The sequence below is a fragment of the Curtobacterium sp. MCLR17_039 genome (genome assembly GCF_003234745.1).
GTDB classification, from domain to species: Bacteria; Actinomycetota; Actinomycetes; order Actinomycetales; family Microbacteriaceae; genus Curtobacterium; species Curtobacterium flaccumfaciens.
Map to the genome: position 1 here is coordinate 270476 of NZ_QKTF01000001.1, position 25229 is coordinate 295704.

Here is a 25229-nt window from a genome sequence, read left to right on the forward strand (position 1 = left end):
CCAGCCATCTAGGTTGGGCCAGGGGCCCCGGAAAGGAACCGCCATGAGCATGGAGAGCGCAGCCTGGAGCTCGCTGTACAAGATCTCGTCCGCGCAGGGCGGCAAGCACGGGTTCTCCCGCGCGTCCGTCCGGCGGATCCTGACGTTCGCGGTGCCGTACCGGGCGAAGCTGCTGGTGTTCATCGGTCTGTCCGTCGTCGGCGCCTTCCTCGCGGTCGCGACGCCGGTCCTCGCCGGGCAGGTGGTCGACGTCATCGTCGCCCGCGGAGAGGTCTCGACGATCGTCCGGCTCGCCGTGGTCATCGCCCTGGTGGCCGTGGCCGACGCCGCCGTGTCGCTGACGACGCGGTGGTACTCGGCACGGATCGGCGAGGGCGTGATCCTGGACCTCCGCACCGCCGTCTTCGACCACGTGCAGAAGATGCCCATCGCGTTCTTCACCCGCACCCGGACCGGTGCGCTCGTGAGCCGCCTCAACAACGACGTGATCGGCGCCCAGCAGGCCTTCAGCGGCACGCTGTCCGGCGTGGTCACGAACCTCGTGGCGCTGGTCCTCACCCTGATCGTCATGCTCAGCACCTCGTGGCTCGTGACGGTCCTCGCCGTCGTCATGCTCCCGGTCTTCCTGGTGCCCGCGCGCCGGATGGGCAGCCGCCTCGCCGCCCTGCGCCGCGAGGCCGCCGACCACAACTCCGCGATGAGCACCCAGATGACCGAGCGCTTCTCGGCTCCCGGCGCCACCCTCGTCAAGCTGTTCGGCCGACCCGACGAAGAGGCCGAGGAGTTCCGCGTCCGCGCCGCCCGGGTCCGCGACATCGGTGTCCGGACCGCGATGCTGCAGTTCGTCTTCTTCACCGCGCTGATGCTCGTCTCCGCGCTCGCCCTGGCGCTCGTCTACGGGCTCGGCGGCTTCCTCGCGCTCGCCGGCCGGCTGGACACCGGCGAGGTCGTCACCCTGGCACTCCTCCTCACCCGGCTGTACGCCCCGCTGACGAGCCTGGCGAACGCGCGGGTGGAGATCATGAGCGCCGTGGTCAGCTTCGAGCGCGTCTTCGAGGTGCTCGACCTCGAACCGCTCATCCGGGAGCAGCCCGACGCGGTGACCATCGCCGACGGCCCCGTCTCCGTCGAGTTCGACGACGTCCGGTTCGCCTACCCGTCTGCCGACAAGGTGTCCCTCGCCTCGCTCGAGGAGGTCGCCACGCTCGACACCCGCGGCGGCGAGGAGGTGCTGCACGGACTGTCCTTCCGGATCGAGCCGGGGCAGACCGTCGCCCTGGTCGGCTCGTCCGGGGCCGGCAAGTCCACGGTCGCACAGCTGCTCGCGCGCCTGTACGACGTCGACAGCGGCGCGGTGCGCCTGGCCGGGACGGACGTCCGCGACGTCACGTTCGCCTCGATGCGGCACACCCTCGGCATGGTGACGCAGGACGGCCACCTGTTCCACGAGACCATCCGTTCCAACCTGCGCTTCGCACGGCCCGAGGCGTCCGACGACGAGGTGTGGGACGCCGTCCGCCGTGCGCGGCTCGAGCCGCTCATCCGGTCCCTCCCCGACCAGTTGGACACCATGGTGGGCGAACGCGGCTACCGGCTGTCCGGGGGCGAGCGCCAGCGGATGACGATCGCCCGGCTCCTGCTCGCCCAGCCACGCGTCGTCATCCTCGACGAGGCGACGGCGGCACTCGACTCGACGTCCGAGGCAGCGGTGCAGGCTGCGCTCGGCGAGGCGCTCGAGGGGCGGACGGCGATGGTGATCGCGCACCGGCTCTCCACGATCCGCAGCGCGGACATGATCCTGGTGGTCGAGGACGGATCGATCGTGGAGCGTGGCACGCACGACGAACTGCTGGCCGCGGGTGGCCGGTACGAGGAGCTGCACCGCACCCAGTTCGCCGCGCAGGAGAACGTCGCGGCCGATGTGCAGGCGGCGGACTGAACGCGCGGTGGGTGGGCCCCAGCAATCGAAGTGGGGCCGGCAACAGAGAAGGCCCCCTGACCCAGGGAATCCTGGACGAGAGGGCCTTGCGTGTAGCGAGGGCGGGACTTGAACCCGCGACCCCACGATTATGAGTCGTGTGCTCTAACCAACTGAGCTACCCCGCCAGAGATCCGGAGCGGCACGCGCACCGGGTCGGAGCCCCGAGTCAGGATTGAACTGACGACCCCCTCCTTACCATGGAGGTGCTCTACCACTGAGCTATCGGGGCGATGTGCCGCGAACGGCACCACACGAGGATAGCAGACCTCCGACGCTGCTCCGGAACCGGACGAGACGCCCGGGCGTGCCGCGTCGTGGGCCGCTAGTTCGCGTTGGTCCGGAGCCACGCCAGCGGGTCCACCGGGACCCCGTCGACGTGCACCTCGAGGTGCAGGTGCGGGCCCGTGGAGTTGCCCGTGCTGCCGACGAGACCGAGGATGTCGCCGACCTCGACGTGCTGGCCGGTGACGACCTTGAAGGAGTTGTCCTCCATGTGGCCGTAGACGCTGACGAACTGCTTGCCGTCCACGTCGTGCTCGACCCAGACGTCGTTGCCGAAGCCGCCGTCGTTCGCCTGCACCTTGATCACGGTGCCGGCGGCGATGACGCCGATCGGGGTGCCCTCGCCCGGGGCGAAGTCGATGCCCATGTGGTTCGTCGAGCAGAACGAGCACCCGGCGACCTGGCGTCCACCGAAGCCCGAGGTGATCGGGACGCCGGTCAGGAACGGCCACTGGATGGTGCCGGTCGGGTCGTTCGTGAAGGTCGAGGAGTCGACGTTCGCGTACTGCGTGGCGTCGGAAACCGTGTACTGGTCACGGGCGGTCGATCCGTCGGCCGAGGCACCGACCTGCATCGACTGGGTCGCCCCGTCGACGGTGGCACGGGCCGCGGTCGAGCCGGACGCCGGGACCCAGAGCGCCTGCGCCGGCAGCGAGGTCGAGACGACGAGGCCTGCTGCGAAGAGCAGTGCGCCGACCGCGGTCACGCGCGAAGCAGCACGGCGGAACGACGCGCCCTGCTTCGGGGACCGCGCTGCTGCGGCGGTCGTGGTGGCCGTGGACCGGATGTGACGGGTTGCGCGGTCGACCGCGGTCTTCGTGGCCGGACGGCTGCTGCGGCGGCGCGATGCGGGGACCTGCCCCGCGACACGACGGGGCTGCGACGCCGGGGCGACGGAAGCGACCCGCAGGGCGTGCACGACGGGCGAGGTGGGGGCCGGCGGCGTCACGATCCGGGAAGCCGGGCGCACGGGCGATGCCGGTGCGAGGTCGATCGGCGACACGGGGGCCGCGGGGGTTCCCGGCGTGACCGCACCGATCACGTCGTCGAAGCTCGGACCCGTCGAGCCCTGCGCCACGACCGTGCCCTTCGCCGCGGCTCGCTCTGCCTCGATCCGAGCGCGTCGGGTCTGGTGGACGACCGGGGTGGCGTCGTCGACGGAACCGTCGGTGGGAGCGGACGACAGAGGAGTACGGGGCATGCGTGCGGTGGCGATCCTGATCAGAGAAGGGCTCACTCGTTGGTAACGAGCAGATAACGGGACCTGAGCACGCTAGCAGGCGAGGTCGTAGGTCGCCAGTCGTGGTCAGGTCCGCCCGACACCCCCGGACCCGGGGATCGGCACGTCGTCAGGCCCGCACGGCTCCGAGCGCACCGGCCTCGAGACCACGCACCAGGGCCTCGAGTTCGTCGGCGACGGCGGGGCTCGCGAACAGGAAGGAGCGCGTCCCTCCGGCCTCCCAGATGCGGATGGCCGCGCCGGCCTCCTGCGCGACGAGGGCCCCGCCGGCCATGTCCCACGGGTTGATCCCGCGCTCGTAGTACGCGTCCACCACGCCCGCCCCGACGGCGCAGCAGTCGAGCGACGCCGCTCCCCCGCGGCGGATGTCCCGCACCTCGCCGATGAGTCCGGCCAGCACCGCGACCTGCTCCCGGCGACGGTCGGCCGTGTACCCGAACCCGGTGGCGACGAGCGTCTCGGCGAGCGAGCCGGGCGCGGCGACGGACAACGGTTCCCCGTCACGGGTCGCTCCCTGACCGACGGCCGCGCGGAAGACGGTGCCCGTCGCCGGCGCCACGACGACGCCCGCGATCGGCTCCCAGGTCATCGGGTCGGGTGCGCCGCGCACGACGCCGATGCTCACGCCGTACTCGGCGCTGCCGTACAGGTAGTTGACCGTGCCGTCGATCGGGTCCACCACCCAGGTGATGCCCGAGGCACCGGAGGCCGACCCGGACTCCTCGCCGTGGAAGGCGTCGTCGGGGCGGGCCTCGGCGATGCGGGCGCGGATGAGTGCCTCGACCTCGCGGTCGGCGGCCGTGACCACGTCGACGATGCTCGACTTCCGGTCCGCGACCTCGACCCCCTCGGCACGGCGGCGTGCGGCCAGCGCCGCTGCGTCACGGGCGATCGACTCGGCGAGGTCGGCGAACTGGGACGGTGTGGGGTCGGATGCCATGCACCCATCCTCCCGGAAACACCATCGGCCCCGTCCGCAGTGGACGGGGCCGATCAGATGGTGGCAAGTGAGGGATTCGAACCCCCGAAGGCTACGCCGGCTGATTTACAGTCAGATCCCTTTGGCCGCTTGGGTAACTTGCCATGCGCACCCAGCCGGTGTGATCACCAACCGAAGGCGCGCACAAAAGCATAGCGGATGGCTGACGGTGGTCGTGACCATCGGCCCTGGACGCGAGCACCCACCCACCAGGGCCCGCGCACGGGGGCCGAACCGGGCCTCCCGTCCGCCGTTAGGCTGTTCCGCATGGCAGACAGTTCCTTCGACGTGGTCAGCAAGGTCGACAAGATGGAGGCGGAGAACGCCCTCAACCAGGCGGCCAAGGAGATCGAGCAGCGGTACGACTTCAAGGGCGCCGACGCCTCGGTCGCGTTCAGCGGCGAGGACGTCCTGATCAAGGCGAACTCGGAAGAGCGCGCCAAGGCGGTCCTCGACGTGCTGCAGAGCAAGGCGATCAAGCGGAACATCAGCCTGAAGAGCCTCGACGCCGGCGACCCGTACCCCTCGGGCAAGGAGTACCGCATCGAGGTGAAGTTCAAGAACGGCATCGAGCAGGACGTGGCGAAGAAGATCGGCGCGTTCCTGCGGGCCAACGCCCCGAAGACGGTGAAGAGCCAGATCCAGGGTGACGAGCTCCGCGTCTCGTCGAAGAGCCGTGACGACCTGCAGAACACGATCCAGCTCCTCAAGGGTGAAGAGTTCGACGTCCCGTTGCAGTTCATCAACTTCCGCTGACCCGCGGCCCCTGCGAACGACACCCGACACCCCGTGGAGCACTGGCTCAGCGTCGTCATCACCGTCCTGCTCGTCCTGCTGGACCTGGCGATCCGCGTCTTCTCGATCATCTACGTCCCGATCAACCGGAAGCCGCAGACCGCGACGGCGTGGCTGCTCGCGATCTTCCTCATCCCCTACATCGGCTTCATCGTCTTCCTGGTCATCGGGTCGACGAAGCTCCCCCGCGCCCGTCGCGAGAAGCAGACCGAGATCAACGCGTACATCCTCGAGCAGACCGAGGGCATCGAGCGGGTCCGGCGCGACCACCCGTGGCCCGCGTGGCTCGAGAGCGTCACGCGGCTGAACCGCGAACTCGGCGCGATGCCGTTGGTCGGCGGCAACTCCGCGGAGCTCTACCCCGACTCCGAGGAGTCCATCGCCGAGATGACCCGGGCGATCGACCAGTCCCGCCGGTTCGTGCACGTCGAGTTCTACATCGCGACGCTCGACGACACCACGCGCCCGTTCTTCGAGGCGCTCGCGCGGGCGCAGGCCCGTGGGGTGACCGTGCGGTTCCTGCTCGACCACTGGGCCAGCCGCGGGTACCCGGGCTACAAGGACACCCTGTCGTTCATGGACCAGGCGGGCATCGAGTGGCACCTGATGCTGCCCCTCCTCCCGCTGCAGGGGAAGTTCCAGCGCCCCGACCTCCGCAACCACCGGAAGATCATGGTGATCGACGGCTCGGTCGCGTTCACCGGCTCGCAGAACCTGATCGACGCGTCGTACGACATCAAGTCGCACGTCGAGAAGGGCATGGTCTACAAGGACCTGTTCGCCCGGTTCGAGGGACCGGTCGTCGCGGGGCTCAACGCCCTGTTCGTCACCGACTGGTACAGCGAGACCGACGAGCTGCTGCTGCGCGAGAGCGACCCCGTCCAGCGGGCCGACCGCGGCGACGCGCTCGACTGCCAGGTGGTGCCGTCCGGCCCGGGCTTCGACGGCGAGAACAACCTGCGCCTGTTCAACGCGCTGCTCTACTCGGCGCAGCAGAAGGTCTCGATCACGTCGCCGTACTTCGTGCCGGACGACTCGATGCTCTACGCCATCACCACGACGGCGCAGCGCGGGGTCGACGTCGAGCTGTTCGTCGGCGAGATGGGCGACCACGCGATGACCTGGCACGCGCAGCGCTCCTACTACGAGGAACTCCTGCGGGCCGGTGTGCGGATCTGGCTGTACCGCGCGCCGACGATCCTGCACGCGAAGCACTTCACGATCGACGACGAGGTGTCGGTGATCGGGTCGAGCAACATGGACATGCGCTCGTTCAGCCTGAACCTCGAGGTCTCCGTGATGGTGCGCGGGCACCGCTTCGTCGACGCCCTGCGCGAGGTGCAGGACTCCTACAAGGAGCACAGCTTCGAGCTCACGCTCGACGAGTGGGTCGACCGTCCGCGCCGGTCCAAGGTGCTCGACAACGTCGCGCGGCTCACGGCGGCGCTGCAGTAGCCGCCTGGAGGCCCGGTGCGGCTCCGCCAGGTGCGCTCAGCGCATCGGGACGAGGGACACCAGGGCCCCCACCACCCGCTCGAGCGGGCCGCGACCCAGGAACCGCCGCCACAGCATCGCGAAGACCACCGAGCCGAGGGCGAACCAGCCCCAGGCCTCGACCGACTCGGGGGAGGTCGGCAGCATCGCGATGACCACGAGGTGCCCCGAGTACACCGTCAGCGGCATCGAGCCGACCGCGGCCAGGGGGAACGCGATCCGCTCGGCGACACGCCCGCGGCCGTCGAACACGAGCAGGCACAGGGCGATCACGGCGACCGCCACCCCGGCCGTCCCCACCACGTCGACGACTGACGACGAGTGGTCACGCGGGGACAGGAACAGCTGCGCAAGGGCCTGGCCGGGGGTCGAGCCCTCGCCCGCGTACGGGACCCCGGGGAACGCCAGGGCCGCGTCGTCCGGCAGCGGGGCGAGGACCGACCCGGCGACGTACGCGGTGGCGGCGACCAGTGCGCCTGCCACCAGGAGCGCGACCTGCCGGCCCCGTTCCTCCAGACCGCTGCGGGCGACCGCGAGCCCCACCAGGACGTACGCCAGGAAGGTGACCACGGGGTAGACCAGGCCGAGCTGGACGCCGATCATGCCGGCGTCCGCGTAGGCCGGCGCGATCGTCAGCGCGGCGAGCGGCGACAGCACCGCGCAGAGCGCGGCGATGCCGAGCAGCGCCGCCGGTCGGACGCGGAGCACCGGGACCACCAGCAGGAACAGCACCCCGTAGGTCGGCAGGATCACGTACACGGGGGTGTCGAGCGCCATCAGGGCGAACCCGATGACGACGACCACCACGGCGCGGATGGCGAGCCGGGCACGGATGCGGCCGATGGTGGGCGGGCCGGGCGGGTCGGCACGGCCGCTCGTCAGGCCGATCGAGACCCCGGCGAGGACCGCGAACAGTGTGGACGGGCGGCCGTGGGCGACGGCGGTCCAGGTGGCGGGGTCGGTCCAGTCGAGCTGCTCCGCGATGCCGCCGACGTGTGCGGCCATCATGCCGAGCAGCGCGACCGCACGGGCCACGTCCACGCCCTGCAGCCGTGACTCCGACGCGGACGCGCCCCGCACCGCGGTGGGCGGGACGGGGCGCGTGTCGGTCATGGTCGTCAGCTGGTCGGGGTGTCGACGCGGCCGAGCGAGACGTCGATCATCTCGTCGCGCGGCACCACCTTGATGCGCTCGCGCCCGTCGACCGCACCGAGCGCCTGCTCGTGGGTGTCGAGGTGGTGCCAGCCCTCGAGGTCGGTGTACTCGACGCCGCGCTCGCGGAGCAGGGCCGGGATGGCCTCGTCGGACGGGTCCTCCGGGGTCCACCAGCTCGCCTGGTCGTTGACGATGTGCTGCACGGTCTCCATCGCGTCGGACTTCGTGTGTCCGATGAGCCCGACCGGACCGCGCTTGATCCAGCCGGTGGCGTACACCCCGGGGATCTGCTGGTTGTCGTCGTCGAGGACCTGGCCCTCGTGGTTCGGGATGACACCGTGCCGCTCGTCGAACGGCACCCCGGGCAGCGGGGAACCGAAGTACCCGACCGCGCGGTAGGCGGCCTGGATCGGGATCTCGCGGATCTCGCCGGTGCCCTCGACGCCGCCCTCGCCGTTCGGACGGGTGCGCTCGTAGCGGATGGCGGTCAGCTTGCCCTGCTCGTCGCCGACGAACTCGATCGGCTTCGCGTAGAAGTGCAGGTGGAGCCGGCGGCTGGCCTGGCCGACCTCGCGCGTGCGCCACTGCTCGAGGACACGGTTGATCACCATGACCTGCTTGTTCGTCGCGATCGCGGTCTTCGACGCCTCGTCGTGGTCGAAGTCCTCGTCGTAGACCACCATGTCGACGTCGCGGACCTCGCCGAGCTCGCGGAGCTCGAGCGGCGTGAACTTCACCTGCGCCGGGCCGCGGCGGCCGAAGACGTGCACGTCCGTGACCGGCGATGCCTTCAGGCCCTCGTACACGTTCGCGGGGATCTCGGTCGGCAGCAGGTCGTCGGCGTGCTTCGCCAGGATGCGCGAGACGTCGAGGGCGACGTTGCCGACGCCGATGACCGCGACGCTCTCGGCGTGCAGCGGCCAGGTGCGCGGGACGTCGGGGTGGCCGTCGAACCAGCTCACGAACTCGGCTGCGCCGTACGAGCCGTCGAGGTCGACACCGGGGATGTCGAGGTCGGCGTCCTTGATCGCACCGGTCGAGAACACGACCGCGTTGTAGTGCTTCTTGAGGTCCTCGAGGGTGATGTCCTCGCCGTAGCGGACGTTGCCGAACAGCCGGACGACACCGCGGTCGAGGACGTCACGCAGGGCGTTGATGATGCCCTTGATGCGCGGGTGGTCGGGGGCGACGCCGTACCGGACAAGACCGTAGGGCGCGGGGAGCTGCTCGAACAGGTCGATCGACACGTCGTAGCCGTGCGCCTCGCGCAGCAGGATGTCCGCGGCGTAGATGCCGGCCGGGCCGGCGCCGACGATGGCGAGTCGGAGGGTGGGCACTGATCGTCTCCAGTTCGTTCGGGTGGGGGTTCCCGGGGGCCTCCCGACCGGGCCGCCGTGGGCGTGCGCGTCGGGAGGGGTGTTCAGCGGCTTCGGTCGACGACGGAGTCCGCGAAGCGGGTGAGTGCCCGTTTCACGGTGCCGTCGGGGAGCGGGGCGAGGGCGGCGACAGCTTCGCGGGCCCAGGCGACGGCGACGGCGCGGGTCGCCGCGGTCGCCTCGTGTTCGCGGAGCGCGGCGACGGCCGACTGGTACGGCGCGGAGTCGACCACGTCGTCGGGCGCACCGTTGACGTCGCGCTCGATGCGCTCGACCAGGTGCTGCGCGGACGGATCGGTCGCGGCCATCCGTCGCAGCTGCAGGACCGGCAGGGTGTCCACGCCAGCGCGCAGGTCGTTGCCGGCGATCTTGCCGGTCTTGTCCGTCGCCGGCGCGAGGTCGATGACGTCGTCGACGAGCTGGAAGGCCACGCCGACCTTCTCGCCGAAGGTACCGACGGCGTCGAGGTAGGCGCGGTCGGCACCGGAGAACATCACGCCGGCGCGTGCCGCGGTGGCGATGAGCGAACCGGTCTTGTCGCTGAGCACCTGGATGTAGTGCTCGAGCGGGTCGTCGTCCGGCTGCGGCCCCGTCGTCTCGTGCAGCTGCCCCATGCAGAGGCGCTGGAAGGTCTCGGCCTGCATCCGGATGCCCTCGGTGCCGAGGTCGGCCGTGATCAGGCTGGCGCGGGCGAAGAGCAGGTCACCGGTCAGGATCGCCACGTTGTTGCCGTAGGTGATCTGCGCGGCGGGGACCCCGCGGCGGACGGGTGCCTCGTCCATGACGTCGTCGTGGTACAGCGACGCCAGGTGCGTGGTCTCGATGCTCACCGCGGCCTTGACCACGGCGTCGGTCACGCCGTCACCGAGCTGGGCGATGAGGAGCGTCAGGGTCGGGCGGATGCGCTTGCCACCGGCGGACAGCAGGTACCGGCTGGTGGTGTCGGCGAGGGTGTCGGTGGAACGCATGGCGTCCTCGAGCCCCTGCTCGACGAGTTCGAGCCCGTCGTCGACCGCGGAGATGAAGCGTCGGTCGGCGGGCGTGGCGAACAACCGCTCGCCGATGCCCAGCGATGCGCGCAGGCTCGGCGCGCGACGTGCGACCGGGACGCTCGGATTCAAGTGCTGCTCCGTCTTCGGGGGTGGTGACCGGTCAGTCGGCGGCCGGGTCGACGCGCGGCTGCTCGCCGGTGTTCTGGTGGTCGCGGCGGGCCTTCGCACGCCGTGCCGCGGACTCGCGCACCGTGTCGGCGACGGGCTTGCGGCCACGGTGCAGTGCGACGATACCGGCCGTCAGGTTGCGGTAGGCGACCACCGAGAAGCCGACACCGCGGAGCCACTGGGTGAGCACCTGCTGGTCGGGCCACGCGTCGATGGACTCGGCGAGGTAGCGGTAGGCGGCCGGGTTGCTGCTCGAGAGCCGCGCGATGCCCGGGAGCACGCGCTTCAGATAGGTGCCGTAGCCGAAGCGCAGCAGGGCACGGGGCGGCGTCGAGAACTCACAGATGACGACGCGGCCACCGGGCTTCAGGACGCGCAGCATCTCGGCGAGCGCCTGCTTCGGGTCGTTCACGTTGCGCAGCCCGAACGAGATCGTGACGGCGTCGAACGTGTCGTCGTCGAAGGGCAGCTGTTCGGCGTCGCCCTCGACGAAGGTGATCTCGGGGTGGCGTTCACGGCCGACGGCGATCATGCCGGCGGACAGGTCGAGCGCGGTGACCTCGGCGCCCTTCTTGGCGAAGGCCGCCGCGCTGGTCCCGGTGCCCGCGGCGATGTCGAGGACCTTCTCGCCGGGCTGCGGGTCGACCGCGCGGACCGTGGCGACACGCCACAGCGGGGCGTTGCCCGCCGACAGGATGTCGTTCGTGAGGTCGTACTTGGCCGCGACGTCGTCGAACATCGCCGCCACCTCGTCCGGGCGCTTGTTCAGGTCCGCTCTGCTCACACGATCAATCCTAGAGGTCCCGACCGAGCGTTCACCGGACTCGCAGCCACCCGGGCGGTGCGGGATCGGCGCGTAGCATCGGAGCCGTGACCCGAACCACCACGGCGGCGCCCCCGCTGACGGTCTCGACCCGGATCCTCGACGACCCGGGCGCCGTCCTCCGCCACACGCTCCGCGACCGTCCCCTCGCCTTCGTCCGGAACGGCGACGGCATCGTCGGCATCGGCGAGGCGCTCCGGTTCACCTTCACCGGCCCCGACCGGATGCGTGACGCCGCGGCTCTCTGGCGCAGCGTCGTCGAGACCGCCGTCGTCGACGATCAGGTGCAGCTGCGCGGTTCGGGGCTCGTCGCGTTCGGGTCGTTCGCCTTCGCCGACGACTCCGCCGACGAGAGCGTGCTCATCGTGCCCCGGGTGGTCCTCGGTCGGCGGCGCGGCAAGGCCTGGCTGACCGCGATCGACACGACGCTCGGCGCAGAGCCCCTGGCCTTCACCCGGACCTCGGTCCCGGTCCCCCACGTCGGGCCGCACGTCTCCGTGGCGCTGCGTCCCGGGCACATCGACGAGGACACCTACGCCGCCAACGTGTCCGAGGCCGTCCGCCGCATCGTGGCCGGGAGCGCCCGCAAGGTGGTGCTCGCCCGCGACCTCGTCGGCACGCTGCCGCCGGGAGCCGATCGACGGGCGGTCCTGCTCGACCTCGCGGCCGCCTACCCGCAGTGCGTGACCTTCGCGGTCGACGGGCTGATCGGCGCCACCCCCGAGACCCTCGCCCGCACCGACGGCACGCGGCTGACCGCACGGGTGCTCGCCGGCAGCGCCGCACGGGGCACCGACGAGGTGTCCGACCGGGCTGCAGCAGAGGCCCTGGCCAGCAGTGCCAAGGACGTCGAGGAGCACACCTTCGCGATCGACAGCCTGCTCGCGGCCCTCGCCCCGCTCGCGACGGACCTGCGCGCCGACACCGAACCGTTCCGGCTGCAGCTGCCGAACCTGTGGCACCTGGCGACCGACGTGCAGGCCACGCTGCCGCCCGACACCACGTCACTGGACGTCGCCGACGCCCTGCACCCGACGGCCGCGGTCGCCGGCACCCCGACGGACGTGGCCGTGCGGTTGGTCGCCGAGCTCGAGGGCGTCGACCGCGGCCGCTACGCCGGGCCGGTCGGCTGGATGAGCGCGACGGGTGACGGCGAGTGGATGCTCGCGCTCCGCAGCGCCCGGATCGACGACGACGGCACCGTCCGGGCCTGGGCGGGGGCCGGCATCGTCGCCGGTTCGGAGCCCGCGCGCGAGGTGGCCGAGACCGCCCTGAAGTTCCGGCCGATCACCGACGCGCTGGCCTGAGGCAGCCGCGCGACCCGCGCGGGCGCGCAGTTGCCCGACCCGCGCAGGGCGCAGCTGCGCGACCGGTCAGTCCGCCAGCGGGACCTCGATCACGACCCGCTCGGCGGGGTCGGTGAGCACCCGCTCGAGGTCACCCCACGTCGCCGCCCGGCGGTACTCCCACCCGAGACCCGTGACGACCCGCTCGACGTCGACGTGCTGCGGGGTCGACATCATCCGCCGCATGTCGGCCTCCGGCGTGGTCTTCGCCACCTCGAGCCCGCGGAAGATCGCGCCACCGTGGTCGTTGCCGACGACGACCTGCACCCGGTGGGTGCGTTCCTCGGTGCCGGTGACGAACGCTCCGAGGTCGTGCAGCAGCGTCAGGTCGCCGAGGAGCACACGGGTGGTGCCCACCGAGGCCGAGGACTGTTCGAGCGCCGCGGCGATGCCGAGCGCGGTCGAGACGGTGCCGTCGATGCCGGCGAGCCCGCGGTTCGCGTGCACCCGGATCTTCTTGCCGAGCACCCGGGCATCGGCTTCACGGATGAGCTGCGACGCCCCGAGGACCAGCCGGTCGTGCGGCCAGGTCACGCCCCAGACTGCCTCGGCGAGCATGGCCCGGTCGACGGGTCGGCGACGGAGCGCGACCTCGTCACGCAGGAACTTGTTCCGCTCGGCGCGGTCGGCGGAGCGCTTGGCGTCGAGGTCCGGGCCGGCGTCGCCGTCCCCCAGGATCCGCCGGCTGGAGCCGACCCAGCGGCCGACCCACGCGCGGTGCTCCGGCCGGGTCCGGCCCGTCACGCGGACGTCGGACACGAAGGTGGTCACGGCGTCCGGTCGGGAGGCGCGGGCCGGGTCGAAGGGGTCGGCCGCCGGTCCGCGGACCACGATCGTCTCGACCCCGTCGCGCTGCAGGAGCGCGGGGACCTCCCTGCTGAGGGTCGGGTGGCCGAGCACGACGGCCCGGCGGACGGCACCGCCGTGGTCCGGGTCGCGCAGCAGCTCGCGGTAGGCCACGACCAGGTTGCGGCCGAAGCGCGCGCCGCTCGAGACCTCGGCGAGGAGCGGCGCCCCGAGTTCCCAGGCGATCCGCTCGGCGTCCTCGCCGGCGTCGTGCCCGGCGATGACGACGGTGCCCGGTTCGTCGTCCGGGGTGAGTTCGGCGACCGGCAGACCGGTGTGCGCCCGGCGGGTGGCGAACGCCAGGTCGACCTCGTCGTCCGGCACGGGGCTGACGTGCTCCGGGGCGAGCCCGGCGGACAGCGGCTCACGGAACGCGACGTTGAGCTGCGCGGGACCGGGCTGCCCGGTGTGCCCCGCTGCGGCGGCGACGGCCTGTCGGGCGAGGGTGCGCAGGGTGTCGCGGACCGAGGCGTCGACGCCGTGCGCCGACGGGGCCTCGACGTCGCGGACGAAGGCGACGGCCTGGCCGAAGATCCCGGGCTGGACGGTGGTCTGGTTGCTGCCGATGCCGCGCAGTTCGTCGGGGCGGTCGGCGCTCAGCACGATCATCGGCACGCCGGAGTGGTGCGCCTCGAGCACGGCGGGGTGCAGGTTCGCCACCGCGGTGCCCGACGTCGTCACCACCGCTGCGGGCCGGTGCGTCTCGACCGCGAGCCCGAGTGCGAAGAACCCGGCGGTCCGTTCGTCCAACCGCACGTGCACGGTCAGCCCACCGGCGCGTTCCAGGGCGACCGCCGCGAGGGCGAGTGCCTGGGAACGCGAACCGGGGCTCACGACGACGTCGGTGACGCCGGCACGCACGAGTTCCTGCAGGAGGGCGAGCGCGGTGTCCGTCGCCGGGCTGCCCGAACCGACGGGGCCGTCAGCGATCGGTGCGGCCGTCGTCGTCGCGCTCGTGGAACTGGTCTTCGAGGTCTCGGAGGGTCGCGTCGTCCTGGTCCTTGTCCGTGAGGGTGGTGCCCGGCTCCGGCGTGGTGCCGAGGAAGTCCGGGTCGTCTTCGGGTCCACGGTAGCGGGCCGACGCACCGGGGTCGGCCGCCGGGGTGCGACCGAGCAGGAACCAGAGCACGCCACCGAGGACGGGCAGGACGATGACGAGCAGGAGCCACACGCCGCGACGCAGGGAACGGACACGCTGACGCGGCATCGTGCCGCAGTCGATGGCCGCGTACACCGTGAAGGCGACGGCGGCCACGGCGACGATCAACCACAAGCGGACCATGCGGTGAAGTCTAGGTCGCGACCCTGTGATGCCCCTGCCGGTCGGCGCTTCCGTAGACTCACCGTGTGAAAGCGTGGCTCCTGTACACCCTGGCTCGGCTCGGCATCTTCGTGGTGGCGCTCGTGCTCCTCCTGCTCCTGACGCCGATGCCGTGGTACTGGGCGACGATCGTGGCCGCCCTGGTGGGCCTGCTCGTCTCGTACATCGCCCTGTCCGGACTGCGCACGCAGGTGGCCCTGAGCCTGGCGAACCGCCGCGGCACCCCGGAGCGCGACGCCGACTCGGACTTCGAGGACGACTTCGTCGACGCCGCCGACTCCGACGCGGCGGCCACCCCGACGGACCGTCCGGTGTCCGACGCCGACCGGCACGGAGCGCGCCGGGACACCGACGCCGACTGACCCCGGGCGCGGGGCCGCCCGGTCGAGCAGCCGGAACGGCTACGGCTGGACGGCCAGGGTGATCCCGAGCACCACGCCGAAGGCGAGCGAGGCGAACGACGACAGCTGCAGGGCCGTGATGAGCTCGCGGGGCTTCCGTGACGACACCCCGATCGCCAGTGCCGGCAGGGCCAGCAGCAGCGAGAAGTACGTGAAGCCCGTGCGGAAGTACAGCAGCACGAACCAGAGCAGCACGACGTACGGCAGCATCAGGAACAGGCCGAAGAGGACGCGGGCCACCGGACGGCCGACGACCACGGCGAGCGTGCGCTTGCCCGCCAGCTGGTCCTCGTCGATGTCGCGGATGTTGTTCACCATCAGGACCGCGCAGGCGAAGAACCCGGCGGCGACGGCGGCTGCCCAGCCGTTGACGGTGACCTCGCGGATCTGCACGAACTGGGTGCCGAGCACGGCGACCAGTCCGAAGAAGACGAAGACGAAGACCTCGCCGAGGGCGTTGTACCCGTACGGCTTCTTGCCACCGGTGTAGAACCAGGCGGCGACGATGGCGGCGGCCCCCACGAGCAGCAGCCACCACAGCTGGGTGAGCAGCACGATGACCAGGCCGGCGACCGCGGCCAGGCCGAAGAACGTCAGGGCGACGGTGAGCACGGTCCGGGGCTTGGCCAGGCCGGCTCCGGTGAGTCGTGCCGGACCGACGCGGTACTCGTCGGTGCCGCGGACCCCGTCGGAGTAGTCGTTGCTGTAGTTCACGCCGATCTGCAGGAACAGCGCCACGGCCAGGGCGAGCAGCGCGACCGCGAGGTGGCCGTCCTTCGCCAGGTAGTCGCCGAAGTCGCCGGGCTCACCGCTGTCGACGAACGCGACGGCGGTGCCGAGCACGACCGGGACGACACCGAGGGTCAGGGTGCGCAGGCGTGCGCCGCCGATCCAGTCGCGCGCAGTCGCCTTCCGCTTGGTGCGGGCGGGGGCAGCGGCCTTCGCCGGGTTGCCGGACCGGCCCTGCTTCTGCGTCGAGTTCTTCGTTCGTGCCACGAGCACCGATCTTATTGCCGATGCGACCGCCCGGCGGCTCGCGGTCCCGACGAACGGACCGGGTCGACCAGCGCCTGCACGGCCCGACGGTCGGGTTTGCCCGACGGCAGCATCGGGATCCGCTCCACCAGGACCACGTCGGCGGGGCGGGCGGCACGCCCCAGGGTGGCTCCGACGTGGGCACGCACGGCCTCGAGGTCGAGCGGCTGCTCGGTGGCGACGACCGGGACCTCGCCCCACTCCCCCGCCGAGCGCCGGGCGACGACGGCGCTCTCCTGTCCGGGGAGCCCGCGGACGAGCCGTTCGACCGCACCGAGCTGGACCTTCTCGCCGCCGGAGATCACCACGTCGTCGAGGCGTCCGAGCACGCGGACCACGCCGTCCGACAGGGTCGCGGTGTCGCCGGTCCGGTACCAGCGCAGCCCGTCCCGCTCGACGAAGGCCGACGCCGTGCGGGCGTCGTCGTCGAGGTACCCCTCGGCGAGCATCGGCCCGGCCAGGTGCAGCTCGCCGTCGACCAGCGCGGTGCGCACCGTGCCGAACGGGACGCCGTCGTACACGCATCCACCGCTCGTCTCGCTCGCACCGTACGTGGTCACGATCCGGACCCCGGCGTCGAGCGCCCGCTGCCGGAGCGGCGCCGGGGTGGCCTGCCCGCCGACCAGCACCGCGTCGAACCGGGCGAGCGCACGCGTGGCGTCCGGGTCGTCGAGGACGCGTGCGAGCTGCACCGGCACCAGGGAGGTGTAGCGACGGGGCGCGGCCGGACCGACGACGAGCCGTTCGGCCGCCTCGGTGAACGCGGCGGCCGCGAAGTGCCCGGGTGGCACGACGACGGGGTCGGTGCCCGCGGTGATCGAGCGGGTCAGGACGTTGATGCCGGCGATGTAGTGCGTCGGCAGTGCGAGCACCCAGCGCCCGGGCCCACCGAGTGCCGCGTCGGCCGCGGCGGCACCGGCGAGGAGCGCCTCGGACGAGAGCGCCACCCGCTTGCCGGTGCCGGTGGACCCGCTCGTCTCGACCACCAGGGCGACCGCCTGACGGACCTCGGCCGGCGGTGGCGTCGGCAGTGCAGGAGCCCCCTCGGCGACGGGGAGCAGTGCGGGGCCGCCGGCGAGTGCTGCCTCCAGGCCGCGCAGCACGGCCGTCGGGTCCGACGTGCCGGTCGCGACCAGCGGACGGGGCATCAGTAGTGCCAGGGGAACGCGGTCCACTCGGGAGCGCGCTTCTCGAGGAACGAGTCGCGACCTTCGACGGCCTCGTCGGTGCCGTAGGCCAGCCGCGTGGCCTCGCCCGCGAACACCTGCTGGCCGACCATGCCGTCGTCCACGGCGTTGAACGCGTACTTGAGCATGCGGATCGCCGTCGGGGACTTGCCGAGCACGATCTCGCCCCAGCGGATCGCCTCCCGCTCCAGGTCGGCGTGCGGCACCACGGCGTTCACCGCACCCATCTCGTACGCGCGCTGGGCGGAGTACTCCTGCGCGAGGAAGAAGACCTCGCGGGCGAACTTCTGCCCGATCTGCTTGGCGTAGTAGGCGCTGCCGTAGCCGCCGTCGAACGAGCCGACGTCGGCATCGGTCTGCTTGAACTTCCCGTGCTCGGCACTGGCGATGGTGAGGTCGCAGATCGCGTGCAGGGAGTGCCCGCCGCCCGCAGCCCAGCCGGGGACGACCGCGATGACGACCTTGGGCATCATCCGGATCAGGCGCTGGACCTCGAGGATGTGCAGCCGCCCCATCGACGCCTGGGCGGCCGCGGGGTCGACGCCCTCCGGCGGTGCACCCTCGTCGCCGACGTACTGGTAGCCGCTCCGCCCCCGGATGCGCTGGTCGCCGCCGGAGCAGAACGCCCACCCGCCGTCCTTCGGGCTCGGGCCGTTGCCGGTCAGCAGCACGACGCCGACACGGGGGTCCTGCCGCGCGTCGTCGAGGGCGCGGTACAGCTCGTCGACGGTGCGCGGGCGGAAGGCGTTGCGGACCTCGGGACGGTCGAAGGCGACCCGGACGATGCCCTTGGAGACGTGCTTGTGGTACGTGATGTCGGTGAACTGCTCCGCGATCGGAGCGGTGGTCCAGACGTCGGGGTCGAACAGGTCGGAGACGGGAGCAGCCATGCTCCCAACGTACCGCCGGGCGTCTGGCGGGTCAGGCGCCCATGTCGGTCAGGATCTCCGGCGCGACGAACACCATGATCACGATGAGGATCACGGGGTTCGCGAAGAACGCCAGGACGACCCCGACGGCGCCGTACCAGCGCCCGAACGAGCCGACGGCAGCGACGAACCCGAGCACCGCGGCGACGAGCGTCAGGAACACGACGACGAAGCAGATGCCGAAGGCGAAGTTCGTGTCACCGCCCATGAACACGGCGAAGGCACTGGCGTCCACCGCGGCGGAGACGACGGCGAGGCCGAGTGCGATCTTGCCGACGACGGGGTTGCGGCGCCTCGTGGCACCCGTCTGCCGCACGTCGACGGTGTTGCGCTGCATGAGGCGGGCGAAGTCGTCGGAGTCGCGCCCGGGAACCGCCGCGGGTCGAGCGCCCGCTGCCGGTCGGGCTGCCGCCGCTGGTCGGGCTGCGGCCGCAGATCGGGCTGCCGACGCCGGACCGGCCGCGGCGCTCGACGGGTCGGACGGGCGCTGCGATGCGCGTTGCTGTGCTGCGCGCTGCCGCGGATCCACCGCCACCGAGCCTCCATCGTCTTCGGGTCGTTCCCCTGCCGACCGAGGCCGACCGATGCATGCTAGTGCCCTGCCCTGGCGGTCCCCTCCGAGGAACCGGCAGGCCCCCTGGGTGCGGTGGGAGGATGGCGGACGTGCTCCCCGACCTCGCCGAACTCCTCGCCGACGCCCACGTGGTGGCCCTGCCGATGCGCGTGCGGTTCCGCGGCATCACCACGCGCGAGGCAGTCGTGCTGCGCGGCCCCGCAGGGTGGACCGAGTTCTCGCCGTTCATCGAGTACGACGACGCCGAGGCCGCCGCCTGGCTGCGGGCCACCGTCGACTTCGGGTGGACGGACCACGAACCGGCCGCCGACTCCGTGCCGGTCAACGCCACCGTCCCGGCGATCGCCGCCGACGCCGTCGCCGACCTGCTCGCGCGGTACCCCGGGTGCACCACCGCCAAGGTCAAGGTCGCGGAGCCCGGCACGACCGTCGACGACGACGTCGCCCGTGTCGCCGCGGTCCGCCGGGTGATGGGGCCCGAGGCCGCGGTCCGGGTCGACGCGAACGGGCTGTGGAGCGTGGAGCAGGCCACCGCAGCGCTGGAGCGGCTCGCACCGTTCGACCTGCAGTACGCCGAGCAGCCCTGTGCAACGGTGCCCGAACTCGCCGAGCTCCGGTCGCGCGTCGCCGGCCTCGGGGTCCGAGTCGCCGCGGACGAGAGCGTCCGGAAGGCGAGCGACCCCCTCGCCGTCGCACGGGCCGGCGCCGCCGACGTCCTGGTCGTGAAGGCCCAGCCGCTCGGCGGGATCAGCGCGGCCCGTGCCGTCATCGCCGACGCCGGGTTGCCGTGCGTCGTCTCCAGCGCGCTCGACACCTCGGTCGGGCTCGGGATGGGAGCGTTCCTGGCCGCCGCGGCGATGACCCCCGGGTACGCCGCAGGGCTCGGGACGGCGGCGATGTTCGCCGGGGACGTCACGGCCGATCCCCTGTTGCCGGTCGGCGGTCGGGTTCCGGTGCGACGGGTCGACGTCGCGCCGGAGCTGGTGGAGCGCTCCGCCGCGTCGCCGGAGCGCACGGCGTGGTGGCGTGCGCGGGTGGCCCGCGTGCATGCACTGCTCGCCGCCGGGTAGCGCACGCGCCGCGTCCTCACGAGACGCCGTCGTCTCCGCAAGACGCCGGCGTCTCCTTTCGGCGCCGCCACGTCATCGAGACGCCGCCACGTCATCGAGACACCGCCGAGTCATCGAGACGCCGCCGAAACCTGCGGCGTCTCGCCGACGACGCGGCGTCCCAGCGACACGACGGCGTCTTCCTGGCCGTGCACGCGACCCGACGACGGACGGGAGGCACGGTGCCAGCTGGCACCGTGCCTCCCGTCCGGTCGTGGTCGCGACCAGGGCCGCATCAGCGACCCGCGCGGCTCACAGCCCCGAGTAGCTGTGCAGGCCCTTGAAGAAGACGTTCACGACCGAGAAGTTGAACATCACCGCAGCGAAGCCGATGAGGGCCAGCCAGGACGACCGCGCACCGCGCCAGCCACGGGTCGCACGGGCGTGGATGTAGCCCGCGTAGACGACCCAGATGATGAAGGTCCAGACCTCTTTTGTGTCCCAGCCCCAGTAGCGACCCCAGGCGCGTTCCGCCCAGATCGCACCGGCGATGAGGGTGAAGGTCCAGAGGACGAAGCCGACGAGCAGGACGCGGTAGGTCAGGACCTCGAGTCGGTCGGCGTCGGGCAGCGTCGCCATGAAGCGGAGCTTGCCGGAGGCCGTGCGGCCCTGGCGGTACGTCTGCACGAGCTGCGCCACCGCGAGCCCCGCGCCGAGCGCGAAGAACCCGGTGCCGGCGATGGCCACGAAGACGTGGATGACCAGCCAGTACGACTGCAGGGCCGGCTGGAGCGGGACGACGGGGACCCAGTAGTTCACCGTCGCGATGCCGAGCAGGATGATCGTCAGGCCGGTGATGAAGACACCGAGGAACTTCAGGTTCTGCCAGAACTGCACGAGCAGGAAGATCAGGGTGATCAGCGCCGTGCCGGTCAGCGAGAACTCGAACATGTTGCCCCACGGCACACGGTCGGCCGCGATGCCGCGGAGGACGACCGAGGCGACGTGCAGCACGAGCGCGAGGATCGTCATCGCCATGCCGACGCGCTCGAACTTCGTGCCGCGGCCGGCCGAGCCACCCGACGGCGGTGCGGCGACCTGCTCGAGCACGACGGTGCCGCCGCGGACGGTCGCGACCGTCTTCGCGCCGCGTGCCGACGCGGCGCTGGCCGCGTCGGACGAGCTGTCGTCGGCGTCCGCGTTCTTCGCGGCGGCCGTGACCTCGCCGGAGCGTTTGGCCATGTCGAGGGCGAACGAGATGAACGCGACCACGTACACCGCCATCGCGGAGTACGTGAGCACGACCGAGTAGGTCGCGAGGTTCGTGGTCATGTCGTTCACTGGGGCATCCTAACTCCCCTGGCGTGAGTGCCAGCTGCCGTCGGGAGGTGTGATCGTTGATTCTGCGCGGCTCTTCATGGTGTCACGCGTTGGCCGCGAGAGTCGATTCGTGGAGGTTTCGCGGACCCGCTGCGGACTCCCCCGGTTCAGTCACGGTGCAGGAAGTCGACGTCGGAAGTGGCCGCGTCGAGTTCCTCGCGGAGCTTGGCGGCGATCCGCTTCTGGGTCGGTTCAAGCACGTCCAGCGCGCGGCCCGCAACGCTCGTCGCCCGTCTCAGGCGATCGAGGAGGTCGCGTCGATCGAGGAGGTCGACCGCACGTTCCTCCCCGACGTAGCCGCGGAGCTTGTCGAGGTAGGGGCGGCGGTGCTTCTCGTAGCGGGCGCGCACGTCGTCTGGGGACAGCTGGTGGTCTTTGCCGTCCCAGTCGGTGACGGTTGTGCCGTAGAGCGAGTCTCGAGTGAGCTGCTGTTCCTCGGCCTCGATCTCCCCGAGCAAACCGTGCGGCCGGCGTGCGGCTGCAGCGCGGGCGATCATGTTCGTCGTTCCCCACGGCACGTGCAGTACCTGGTCATGGACGAAGCCAGGGGGTGCGCGCAGTTCGTCCTGCGTGAGACCAACATGCGCCGCTAGGCCGGGAACGTCGTAGACGCTGGTGGTGCCGGCACGATCGCGGTTGAACTCCGCGAGATCGAGTGAGACGAGCCGAACGAAGATGTGCTCGACGACCTCGAGGTCCGCCGTCGGGATCCAGTCCTTCCGAATGGCCTGCAGCTTCCGGTCGAGCTCGACGTACTCATGTCGATCGTCCCAGCGCACCTCGAGCCGTGCCGGCGAAACCCACCGACGGTCTCCCTGCCAGTCGTCGCCTACCAGCTCGATGCGGACCCGCGGCGGTCTCTTGTCACCAACGGTGAGGACGACGGCCTCGTGGAAGCGCGTCGAGTCGAGGGCGGTGCGGTAAGCCCAGGTCTCCCCTGGCCTGATGTCCGTGATGCCGGCCATGTGCGCATCGTCTCAGGTGTCGGAGGTTGCGCGCTACCGTCTGGCCGTGGCAAAGCGACGCAGGGACAGGTGGACACTCGGTCCGGCGCTCAGCTTGCCCGAAGCGGCCTACGGCGGCCCCGTCTACGACCTCGCAGAGCCCGACGCAGTGCTGGCGTGGGTGACGTTCCCGGACCGCTCCCTCGAGGTCGAGGCCCGCGTCATCGCGTACACGGAGCGGGCCGCGCTCGTCGAGTGGGGATTCAGTCAGGCGGCCGAGTGTGCATGGGTGTGGCGTGACGCAGTCAGCCCAAGACTGGGGCCAGCGGACGGGGTCGAACGCGGCATGCGCCTCGTAGAGTGATGCTCATCATGATGAGGATCGTCGCGCCAACAGCCACCGCTCTCGCGCTCATCGTCGCGCTCTCCGGTTGTTCCGGCAGCGGGCAGAAGGAAACGACCACCTCGAGCACTCGGACCGCCGCAGCATCGACGGCAACCCCGACGCCTACTCCGACCCCCACACCGGCGGCGATGAGTGTCGACGAGGCCGGGAAGTACTTCCTCGGGACTGTCTGTCCTGTCAACGCGGCATCCAAGACGCTCAACGACGCGCTGGTGGCGCAGAACCTCGACGCCATCCACTCGTCGTCGGGCCCGCTCATCACGTCGGCGCAGGACGCGGCGCGACGCCTCGACGACCAGAAGGTGATCTGGCCCGAGGTCATCGACCAGAAGGACGTCGACTCCCTCCGCGACTACTACTTCCAAGCTCTGCCCGCGATCAACACCATCAAGGAGTCTGCGTCGCTCGAGCAGGCGAACGCGGTTGCGTTCCCATCGGACGAAGTGTCGGGCGCTGCGTCGCAGCGGATCCGGCTCCGCCTCAACCTCAGCGCCGACACCACGATGGGGTGCTGACAGCTCCTTGCGCTGAGGAACGAATCGCGAACCTGCTAGAGCGCGACAGTGTTCGCGTGTGCCTTCACGAGCGCGCCCATCGGAGCGACCAGACGGAATGAGTCAGCAAGACGCGTCAGTCCGGCAGTCTGATACCAGGAGACGAGCTTCTCGTCCTCATCCGCGGCGTCCGTGACGAAGAGCTGATGCCGGCTTGCAGCGTGCGCCTCGACCGCTTTCCGTGTCGCCTCGCGGAAGAGGTGCTTGCCCATGCCCTTGCCGCGGTTGGAGACATCCAATCCCATCTGCGCGAGCAGGATCCCTGTCGCCTGGGCACCGGGCTCTTGAGCACCCGGCACCTTTCGAGCGATCTTCTTCGGCAGCCCTTCGGCAGCGACGATCACCGTCTTCAGGGTGAAGAACCCCTGAATGACCTCGTTGTCGTCCAAGCAGAGATGCGTGGACACCAGGTGCGATGCTGCTTCGGCGGACTCCTGGAACCACTCGTCTACCGACGGTCTGCCGCAGTCAAAGCCCGCGACGTCGTACCGTTCTGGCTCGATCGGTTCGACTCGAGACCAAGTCACTGCGCTCATGCGTCGAAGAACTGAGCCATTCGGTCAGCGATCTCGTCTTCGTGCTCCTCGAGTTCCGCAAGGGTACCCGCGGGCAGCATGACTAGGTTGTCGTGAAACACCCGGGATTTCGCCGGTACTCGCGAACGGAAGTACTCCGTCATGTCCTCGTCGGGGATGTTGCAGCGATACTCCCCCTCGACGTAGTTGTCCTGCCATGGAGCCTGATCGTGGGACAGCTGTCGAAGCGCTGCAGGAGTCCAGTCTTTGTACTGCTGCCACACTCGCCCAAGGAAGGTGTCCACATCCTCGGGGAGATCCGGCGTGGTGAGCGCTGCACCGTTCGACGTTGCAGCGATGATCTGCCTGCCGGAGTACATCTTCGTCACTCGGTAGACGACTGGCCCGTGGAAGTACGCATCCATCGGTTCGCTGAACAGCCGCCGTCCAGTGGAGGCCAGATAGTTCGCCTGTGCCAGATACAGCAGCTTCTGCAGCTTCATCGGAGTGACGTCAGGGTCGTCCCGGCTCGCGTCCTCAGCAAGGAAGAACTGGACGGCGTCGCGGACATCGATGTCGTGATGGAACAGCGCTTGCAGGTCTTGTGACATGCTCTCCACCTCCGATACTGCGAGTTATCCACACCCTGTGCACAACCTTCTCCACAGGACTCTACCGACAAGGCGATACAGACACGCCGCTCAGACCTGAAAACTTGGGCCGCTCGTGTTATGTGTGCGGTACAAGCGAGGGCTAGTGGGAGCGAGCTACGTGCGTCACTTGGCCGACGTGCTGGTCGATGGTCCCTAGTGACACCATCGACGGGAGAGACACCATGATTGAAGTACGGGGACACGAGCTCGAGCGCGAGTACCTGTTGGGGATGCACACCGGTGACAAGCGGTGTCGCCGATGCGGTGGATCTTGGGCACCGGACGACCGTGACCGCCAGGGGGTGTGCCCTGGCTGATGGACCATCGCCCCCTTGAGCTCCCGAAGGAGCCCGAGAGGGTTCTGCCGTCTGCGACACCGAGTACGGGGTTCAGCCGCGGCGGAGCTGTTCGAGCTGAGCCTCGAGTACAGCGGCACGGTTGCTGTCGCCATAGTCCCGCGCGACAGCTAGCCACGCTTCGCGCTTCGCGATTTCGTCCGCGGCGGTAGAGCTGCCGTCTCGGAGGCGCGCAATGGTCTCGTCGTCGAGCTGGTTCGGAATCTGATCGTCGGTCATGGCGTCAACGTAGCGGAAGGCCCCTCGAGCACCGACGGCTCGAGGGGCCTGCCGCTTGGCGTCAGTCGCTCGAAGACTCCGCGCCGCCGTCCTCACCTTCGTAGTAGTCGCGCACCCACTCGTCCCACTCGTTGTCCCGACCCATCGTGTCCTCCTTGCCGGCAGCCCCGTCTGGGCCGCAGTTACCAAGAACTATCGACCGGAGCGATTCAAACTGCGTCTGGCCCAT

26 protein-coding genes and 3 tRNA genes are annotated in these 25229 nt (G+C 70.7%); 8 read left to right on the forward strand and 21 right to left on the reverse strand.

The genetic code is table 11. The annotated features are described in order from the left end of the window. Positions 1–43: 43 nt before the first annotated feature. Positions 44–1939: an ABC transporter ATP-binding protein gene (locus DEJ00_RS01225; RefSeq protein WP_111056176.1), complete on the forward strand. Its 1896-nt coding sequence runs from the start codon at positions 44–46 to the stop codon at positions 1937–1939. 93 nt (positions 1940–2032) lie between these two features. On the opposite strand, the gene DEJ00_RS01230 is transcribed toward DEJ00_RS01225, so the two are convergent. From DEJ00_RS01230 to DEJ00_RS01250, 5 genes are all read right to left on the reverse strand, one after another. Beyond that, positions 2033–2106 (reverse strand) — tRNA-Met (locus DEJ00_RS01230). A gap of 32 nt (positions 2107–2138) precedes the next feature. Further along, positions 2139–2210 (reverse strand) — tRNA-Thr (locus DEJ00_RS01235). A 93-nt stretch (positions 2211–2303) separates the two neighbouring features. Then, positions 2304–3464, reverse strand: coding sequence for a M23 family metallopeptidase (locus DEJ00_RS01240; protein WP_111056177.1), 1161 nt, complete (start codon positions 3462–3464; stop codon positions 2304–2306). Positions 3465–3612: 148 nt separating this feature from the next. After that, positions 3613–4443 (reverse strand): inositol monophosphatase family protein, encoded by an 831-nt coding sequence (locus DEJ00_RS01245; protein ID WP_111056178.1) that lies wholly within the window; start codon positions 4441–4443, stop codon positions 3613–3615. A gap of 58 nt (positions 4444–4501) precedes the next feature. Then, positions 4502–4586, reverse strand: a tRNA-Tyr gene (locus DEJ00_RS01250). Positions 4587–4749: 163 nt separating this feature from the next. On the opposite strand from DEJ00_RS01250, the gene DEJ00_RS01255 reads away from it, so the two are divergent. Next, positions 4750–5238: a YajQ family cyclic di-GMP-binding protein gene (locus DEJ00_RS01255; protein WP_017888627.1), complete on the forward strand. Its 489-nt coding sequence runs from the start codon at positions 4750–4752 to the stop codon at positions 5236–5238. A gap of 33 nt (positions 5239–5271) precedes the next feature. Next, positions 5272–6732: a cardiolipin synthase gene (gene cls, locus DEJ00_RS01260; protein WP_111056179.1), complete on the forward strand. Its 1461-nt coding sequence runs from the start codon at positions 5272–5274 to the stop codon at positions 6730–6732. 36 nt (positions 6733–6768) lie between these two features. On the opposite strand, the gene DEJ00_RS01265 is transcribed toward cls, so the two are convergent. The 4 genes from DEJ00_RS01265 to DEJ00_RS01280 form a co-directional block, all read right to left on the reverse strand. Further along, a complete protein-coding gene (locus tag DEJ00_RS01265) occupies positions 6769–7884 on the reverse strand; it encodes a heparan-alpha-glucosaminide N-acetyltransferase domain-containing protein (protein ID WP_111056180.1) in 1116 nt (371 codons plus the stop codon). A 5-nt stretch (positions 7885–7889) separates the two neighbouring features. After that, positions 7890–9263 carry an FAD-dependent oxidoreductase gene (locus DEJ00_RS01270; RefSeq protein ID WP_071247400.1) on the reverse strand — a complete coding sequence of 458 codons (1374 nt, stop codon included), beginning with the start codon at positions 9261–9263 and terminating at the stop codon, positions 7890–7892. An 83-nt stretch (positions 9264–9346) separates the two neighbouring features. Next, the gene (locus DEJ00_RS01275; RefSeq protein ID WP_027466355.1) at positions 9347–10423 is read right to left on the reverse strand and encodes a polyprenyl synthetase family protein; all 1077 of its coding nucleotides are present in this window, start codon (positions 10421–10423) and stop codon (positions 9347–9349) included. A gap of 31 nt (positions 10424–10454) precedes the next feature. Next, entirely contained in the window at positions 10455–11246 is a 792-nt protein-coding gene (locus DEJ00_RS01280; protein ID WP_017888622.1) for a demethylmenaquinone methyltransferase, read from the reverse strand. An 86-nt stretch (positions 11247–11332) separates the two neighbouring features. Here DEJ00_RS01280 and DEJ00_RS01285 point away from each other — a divergent pair, with 86 nt between their 5' ends. Beyond that, entirely contained in the window at positions 11333–12592 is a 1260-nt protein-coding gene (locus DEJ00_RS01285) for an isochorismate synthase MenF (RefSeq protein WP_111056181.1), read from the forward strand. A 66-nt stretch (positions 12593–12658) separates the two neighbouring features. Here the strand turns inward: DEJ00_RS01285 and menD are convergent, their stop codons facing one another. Beyond that, complete coding sequence (gene menD, locus DEJ00_RS01290; RefSeq protein ID WP_111056274.1) at positions 12659–14407, reverse strand: 2-succinyl-5-enolpyruvyl-6-hydroxy-3-cyclohexene-1-carboxylic-acid synthase; 1749 nt, start codon at positions 14405–14407, stop codon at positions 12659–12661. Further along, a complete protein-coding gene (locus DEJ00_RS01295; RefSeq protein WP_111056182.1) occupies positions 14400–14759 on the reverse strand; it encodes a PLDc N-terminal domain-containing protein in 360 nt (119 codons plus the stop codon). The genes menD and DEJ00_RS01295 overlap by 8 nt, the downstream gene beginning before the upstream one ends. Positions 14760–14824: 65 nt before the next feature. Between DEJ00_RS01295 and DEJ00_RS01300 the strand changes: the two genes are divergently transcribed. After that, positions 14825–15160 carry a DUF4229 domain-containing protein gene (locus DEJ00_RS01300; protein WP_111056183.1) on the forward strand — a complete coding sequence of 112 codons (336 nt, stop codon included), beginning with the start codon at positions 14825–14827 and terminating at the stop codon, positions 15158–15160. A gap of 39 nt (positions 15161–15199) precedes the next feature. On the opposite strand, the gene DEJ00_RS01305 is transcribed toward DEJ00_RS01300, so the two are convergent. From DEJ00_RS01305 to DEJ00_RS18370, 4 genes are read right to left on the reverse strand one after another with little or no spacing between them, the layout of a single operon-like run. Beyond that, positions 15200–16201 carry a 1,4-dihydroxy-2-naphthoate polyprenyltransferase gene (locus DEJ00_RS01305; RefSeq protein WP_071247407.1) on the reverse strand — a complete coding sequence of 334 codons (1002 nt, stop codon included), beginning with the start codon at positions 16199–16201 and terminating at the stop codon, positions 15200–15202. Between the two features lie 5 nt (positions 16202–16206). After that, entirely contained in the window at positions 16207–17382 is a 1176-nt protein-coding gene (locus tag DEJ00_RS01310) for an AMP-binding protein (protein ID WP_111056184.1), read from the reverse strand. Next, a complete protein-coding gene (locus tag DEJ00_RS01315; protein WP_071406303.1) occupies positions 17382–18311 on the reverse strand; it encodes a 1,4-dihydroxy-2-naphthoyl-CoA synthase in 930 nt (309 codons plus the stop codon). The genes DEJ00_RS01310 and DEJ00_RS01315 overlap by 1 nt, the downstream gene beginning before the upstream one ends. Before the next feature lie 31 nt (positions 18312–18342). Beyond that, a complete protein-coding gene (locus tag DEJ00_RS18370; protein ID WP_027466348.1) occupies positions 18343–18687 on the reverse strand; it encodes a hypothetical protein in 345 nt (114 codons plus the stop codon). A 317-nt stretch (positions 18688–19004) separates the two neighbouring features. On the opposite strand from DEJ00_RS18370, the gene DEJ00_RS01325 reads away from it, so the two are divergent. Then, entirely contained in the window at positions 19005–19994 is a 990-nt protein-coding gene (locus tag DEJ00_RS01325) for an o-succinylbenzoate synthase (protein ID WP_111056185.1), read from the forward strand. Positions 19995–20285: 291 nt separating this feature from the next. Here the strand turns inward: DEJ00_RS01325 and ccsB are convergent, their stop codons facing one another. Both ccsB and DEJ00_RS01335 read right to left on the reverse strand, forming a co-directional pair. Next, positions 20286–21305, reverse strand: a complete 1020-nt coding sequence (gene ccsB, locus DEJ00_RS01330; protein WP_071247885.1) for a c-type cytochrome biogenesis protein CcsB — start codon at positions 21303–21305, stop codon at positions 20286–20288. Between the two features lie 155 nt (positions 21306–21460). Next, a complete protein-coding gene (locus DEJ00_RS01335) occupies positions 21461–22318 on the reverse strand; it encodes a hypothetical protein (protein WP_111056186.1) in 858 nt (285 codons plus the stop codon). A 46-nt stretch (positions 22319–22364) separates the two neighbouring features. On the opposite strand from DEJ00_RS01335, the gene DEJ00_RS01340 reads away from it, so the two are divergent. After that, a complete protein-coding gene (locus DEJ00_RS01340; RefSeq protein ID WP_146247848.1) occupies positions 22365–22661 on the forward strand; it encodes a hypothetical protein in 297 nt (98 codons plus the stop codon). A gap of 8 nt (positions 22662–22669) precedes the next feature. Beyond that, the gene (locus DEJ00_RS01345) at positions 22670–23218 is read left to right on the forward strand and encodes a hypothetical protein (protein WP_146247849.1); all 549 of its coding nucleotides are present in this window, start codon (positions 22670–22672) and stop codon (positions 23216–23218) included. Between the two features lie 35 nt (positions 23219–23253). On the opposite strand, the gene DEJ00_RS01350 is transcribed toward DEJ00_RS01345, so the two are convergent. The 4 genes from DEJ00_RS01350 to DEJ00_RS18375 all read right to left on the reverse strand — a co-directional run bounded on the left by DEJ00_RS01350 (position 23254) and on the right by DEJ00_RS18375 (position 25229). After that, on the reverse strand, positions 23254–23646 hold the full coding sequence (locus DEJ00_RS01350; protein ID WP_146247850.1) for a hypothetical protein: 393 nt from the start codon (positions 23644–23646) through the stop codon (positions 23254–23256). Between the two features lie 143 nt (positions 23647–23789). Continuing rightward, positions 23790–24383 carry a Panacea domain-containing protein gene (locus DEJ00_RS01355; protein WP_146247851.1) on the reverse strand — a complete coding sequence of 198 codons (594 nt, stop codon included), beginning with the start codon at positions 24381–24383 and terminating at the stop codon, positions 23790–23792. A 431-nt stretch (positions 24384–24814) separates the two neighbouring features. Further along, the gene (locus DEJ00_RS01360; protein ID WP_111056191.1) at positions 24815–25000 is read right to left on the reverse strand and encodes a hypothetical protein; all 186 of its coding nucleotides are present in this window, start codon (positions 24998–25000) and stop codon (positions 24815–24817) included. A gap of 61 nt (positions 25001–25061) precedes the next feature. Then, positions 25062–25229: a hypothetical protein gene (locus DEJ00_RS18375; RefSeq protein ID WP_181440052.1), complete on the reverse strand. Its 168-nt coding sequence runs from the start codon at positions 25227–25229 to the stop codon at positions 25062–25064.

Excerpts from the sequence above, each read along its gene's own strand:
- DEJ00_RS01225 (WP_111056176.1), top strand. The coding sequence starts at position 44 with ATGAGCATGGAGAGCGCAGCCTGGAGCTCGCTGTACAAGATCTCGTCC.
- DEJ00_RS01240 (WP_111056177.1), bottom strand. The coding sequence starts at position 3,464 with ATGCCCCGTACTCCTCTGTCGTCCGCTCCCACCGACGGTTCCGTCGAC.
- DEJ00_RS01245 (WP_111056178.1), bottom strand. The coding sequence starts at position 4,443 with ATGGCATCCGACCCCACACCGTCCCAGTTCGCCGACCTCGCCGAGTCG.
- DEJ00_RS01255 (WP_017888627.1), top strand. The coding sequence starts at position 4,750 with ATGGCAGACAGTTCCTTCGACGTGGTCAGCAAGGTCGACAAGATGGAG.
- DEJ00_RS01265 (WP_111056180.1), bottom strand. The coding sequence starts at position 7,884 with ATGACCGACACGCGCCCCGTCCCGCCCACCGCGGTGCGGGGCGCGTCC.
- DEJ00_RS01295 (WP_111056182.1), bottom strand. The coding sequence starts at position 14,759 with ATGGTCCGCTTGTGGTTGATCGTCGCCGTGGCCGCCGTCGCCTTCACG.
- DEJ00_RS01310 (WP_111056184.1), bottom strand. The coding sequence starts at position 17,382 with ATGCCCCGTCCGCTGGTCGCGACCGGCACGTCGGACCCGACGGCCGTG.
- DEJ00_RS01315 (WP_071406303.1), bottom strand. The coding sequence starts at position 18,311 with ATGGCTGCTCCCGTCTCCGACCTGTTCGACCCCGACGTCTGGACCACC.
- DEJ00_RS18370 (WP_027466348.1), bottom strand. The coding sequence starts at position 18,687 with ATGCAGCGCAACACCGTCGACGTGCGGCAGACGGGTGCCACGAGGCGC.
- DEJ00_RS01325 (WP_111056185.1), top strand. The coding sequence starts at position 19,005 with ATGGCGGACGTGCTCCCCGACCTCGCCGAACTCCTCGCCGACGCCCAC.
- ccsB (WP_071247885.1), bottom strand. The coding sequence starts at position 21,305 with ATGACCACGAACCTCGCGACCTACTCGGTCGTGCTCACGTACTCCGCG.
- DEJ00_RS01335 (WP_111056186.1), bottom strand. The coding sequence starts at position 22,318 with ATGGCCGGCATCACGGACATCAGGCCAGGGGAGACCTGGGCTTACCGC.
- DEJ00_RS01345 (WP_146247849.1), top strand. The coding sequence starts at position 22,670 with ATGATGAGGATCGTCGCGCCAACAGCCACCGCTCTCGCGCTCATCGTC.
- DEJ00_RS01355 (WP_146247851.1), bottom strand. The coding sequence starts at position 24,383 with ATGTCACAAGACCTGCAAGCGCTGTTCCATCACGACATCGATGTCCGC.
- DEJ00_RS01360 (WP_111056191.1), bottom strand. The coding sequence starts at position 25,000 with ATGACCGACGATCAGATTCCGAACCAGCTCGACGACGAGACCATTGCG.
- DEJ00_RS18375 (WP_181440052.1), bottom strand. The coding sequence starts at position 25,229 with ATGGGCCAGACGCAGTTTGAATCGCTCCGGTCGATAGTTCTTGGTAAC.